We start from the raw sequence: 3,262 nt of genomic DNA on the forward strand, positions 1-3,262 counted from the left end.
TGCCGATGACCCGTGCTACTTCTCCGACCGGGGTGGGCCGGGGCGCCGTGCTGAGGAGGTTCGGGCGGGGCCGGACGGCCGCGGTCCGAGCGGGTCCGACGGTCGGCCTCGGATCGGCGCGCGTCCGACGGGTCTCGTCGGATAGGCGCGCTTCGGATCGGCACGCTTCGCATCAGCGCGCCCGGATCGGCGCGCTGACGGTCGACGCGGTGACGGTCGACGCGCGGCGGACGTGTCAGACCCGCTCCACGGCGGTGATCCGCTCCTCGACCAGCCGGGCGACGGCCCGCAGGTCCGGCTGGCGCAGCACCAGCGGCGCGCGCAGCCGCACCCCGTACTCGTTCTCCAGGGCTTCCAGCAGTCGGGCGGCGGCGAGCGAGTTTCCGCCCGAGGCCAGGAAGTTGTCCGTCGGCCCGAGGTCGGCGCGGCCGATCAGCTCGCGGCAGAGCTTCAGGACGGTGCGCTCGACCGGTCCGTCCCCCTCCCCGGCGGCCGACGCCGGCGCCTGAGCCGACCGCGCATCGGCCAGCAGCGCCTGGCGGTCCACCTTGCCGTTGGCGTCCAGCGGGAAGCGCTCGACCAGCCGGACGGCGGAGGGCACGGCCTGCTCGGGCAGCCAGGGGCGCACGGCGGCGAGCAGCGCCTCGGGGTCGGCGCCTTCCTCGCCCTGGACGAAGGCGAGCAGCCGGGCCCCGCCGGTCGGCGCCTGCTCGGCGGCGACCACCGCCCTGCGCACCCGAGGGTCGCGTTCGAAGGCGGCCTCGACCTCGGCGGGTTCGATCCGTACGCCGCTGACCTTGACCTGGTCGTCCAGCCGGCCGTGGAACTCCAGCACCCCGTCGGGGCGCATGACGACCCGGTCACCGGTGCGGTAGACCCGGTCGGTGCCGACCAGGCCGACGGGGGCGTCGACGAAGCGGCGGGCGGTCAGCTCCGGGTCGAGGTATCCGGCGGCCAGGCCGCGGCCGCCGATCAGCAGCTCGCCGGCGGTGCCGCGCGGCACCGGGCGGCCCTCCTCGTCGGTGACCAGCAGGACGGCGCCGGCGATCGGCAGGCCGATCGGCGGGGCGCCGGCGCCGTGGTCGCCGCCGGGGGCCATGGTGTGGACGGTGGTGGTGACGGTGGCCTCGGCGGGGCCGTAGGAGTTGTGGACGGTCGCGGTGACGTCGGGCCCGGGGGCTCGGCGCAGCCGGTCGCCGCCGACGCTCAGGTGGCGCAGCGCCAGGCCTCCGGGCCAGGGCCGGTCCAGGACGGGTTCGGCCAGCGGGGTGGGCAGGACGGCCACGGTGATGCCGGCCTCGCGCCACCAGTCGGTGAGCGCGCCGGTGTCCCAGCGGACGGCCTCGGGGGCGACGACCAGGGCGGCCCCGGAGGTGAGGCCGGCCCACAGCTCCTGGACGTGCGGGTCGAAGGCGACGCCGATCAGCAGGCTGTGCCGCTCGCCGGGGCCGAGGCCGGTCAGCTCGCGGTACCACTGGAGCAGCGCGCCGAGCGCGGGCTCGGTGACGGCGACGGCCTTCGGGGTGCCGGTGGAGCCGGAGGTGAGCACCGCGTAGTGGGTGCCGACCGGGACGCGCGCCTGCCCGCCGGGCGTCAGGGCGGCCACCACGCCGCCGGTGGGCAGGTCCAGCGGCAGCCGCTCGCCGCCGGGCGGCAGCAGGTCCGGCTCGCCGACCAGGCAGGCCGGGCGCAGCTGTTCGGCGACGGCGCGCAGCCGCCGCTCGCCGGGGCGCGGGCCGATCGGCAGGTGGACGGCGCCGAGCTTGGCGGCGGCCAGGGTGACGGCGACCAGCGAGACCGAGTGGGCGAGGCAGACGCCGAGCAGGTCGCCGGGGCCGACCTTGCCGCGCAGGGCCTCGGCCACGGTGTCGGCGAGGCGGTCGAGTTCGGCGTAGCTGTGGACCCGCTCGCCGTCGATCAGGGCGGGGGCGTCCGGGGTGCGGTGCGCCCAGCTGGTGAACAGGTCGAGCACCGCGCCGTCCTGGTGCGGACGGCCGTAGCCGATGCTCGGGGTCTCCGTGTCAGCCGGGTCCTTGCCGAGGTGTTCCATCATCAACTCCAGGAAATGTGACGTACCGTCAGTTCAGGCCCATGGAACGGGCGATGATCACCTTCTGGACCTCCGAGGTCCCCTCGATGATCGTGGTCATCCGGACGTAGCGGTACAGGAACTCCAGCGGGTGCCCGCGCACCCAGCCGGTGGCTCCGTGCACCTGGAGCGAGCGGTCCACCGCGCGGACGGCGGTCTCCGAGGCGGTGAGCTTGGCGAGCGCCGCGTTCTCGGGCGACTCGGTGCCCTCGTCGACCAGCCGGGCGCAGGCGAGGGTGAGCAGCTTGGAGGCCTCGACCTCGGCCCGGGTGGTGACCAGGTGCTCCTGGACGTGCTGGTACTCGCCGATCACCCGGCCGAAGGCCCGCCGGCCCTTGGCGTACTCGACGCCGATCCGCAGCGCGTGCTCGGCGATGCCGTTGCACATCGCGGCGACCACCAGGCGGCCGCGCGAGAGGCTGTCGATGGCCAGGGCGGTGGCCGCGCCGACGCCCTCCTCGCCGCCGATCACGGCCTCCGGTCCGACGGTGACCCCGTCCAGCAGCAGCTCGAACAGCGGCTCGCCGGACATGCCCTCGTAGCGCTGGCCGATCCGCAGCCCGGGCTGGTCCATCGGCAGCACGAAGGCGGTGGCCCCGCTCGTGGGGCCGGCCCCGTCGCCGAGGTCGGTGGCGGCGACGACCAGCGCGATCCCGGCGTGCTCGGCGTTGCTGACGAAGGTCTTGCGCCCGTTCAGCACCCAGTGGTCGCCGGTGCGCACGGCGGTGGTGGTGAGGTGGAACGCGTCGGAGCCGGCGTGCGGCTCGGTGAGGGCGAGGCAGCGGGTCCGTTCGCCGCGCACCAGCGGGACCAGGTGGCGCTCGACCTGCTCCGGGGTGCCGTGCCGCAGCAGCGGGCTGGGCCCGTCGGACCCGGCCAGCGCGTACGGCGCGAGCACGCAGCCGCTGCGCCCGGCGGCGTGGTGCAGCAGGACGACGGCGGTGAACGGCATGCCGGCACCGCCGAGTTCCTCCGGGTAGTCGCCCGCGTAGAAGCCGAGGGCGGCGGAGCGCTTGCGGACGTAGGAGCGCAGGTCGGCCGGGACCTGGTCGGCTGTCTCGGGCAACTCGGCGGCCAGCGGCACCAGTTCGCGCCGCACGAAGGACTCGAAGGCCTCGACGAGTTCGCGGTGGCCGGCCTCCAGGACGGCGGAGGGGGCGGTCACTTGTCGTC

Annotated in this window: 2 protein-coding genes; both read right to left on the reverse strand. The window is 75.7% G+C overall.

What is annotated here, in order from left to right:
- Positions 1-235: 235 nt before the first annotated feature.
- Positions 236-2,053 (reverse strand): amino acid adenylation domain-containing protein, encoded by a 1,818-nt coding sequence (locus tag ACFRMQ_RS27950; protein ID WP_380733425.1) that lies wholly within the window; start codon positions 2,051-2,053, stop codon positions 236-238.
- 25 nt (positions 2,054-2,078) lie between these two features.
- A complete protein-coding gene (locus tag ACFRMQ_RS27955; RefSeq protein ID WP_380733434.1) occupies positions 2,079-3,254 on the reverse strand; it encodes an acyl-CoA dehydrogenase family protein in 1,176 nt (391 codons plus the stop codon).
- Positions 3,255-3,262: the final 8 nt, after the last annotated feature.

The organism is Kitasatospora sp. NPDC056783 (assembly GCF_042789895.1).
Lineage (GTDB): Bacteria > Actinomycetota > Actinomycetes > Streptomycetales > Streptomycetaceae > Kitasatospora.

Bases quoted from the DNA above. Each gene is read 5' to 3' on its own strand.
- ACFRMQ_RS27950 (WP_380733425.1), bottom strand. From the start codon at position 2,053: ATGATGGAACACCTCGGCAAGGACCCGGCTGACACGGAGACCCCGAGC.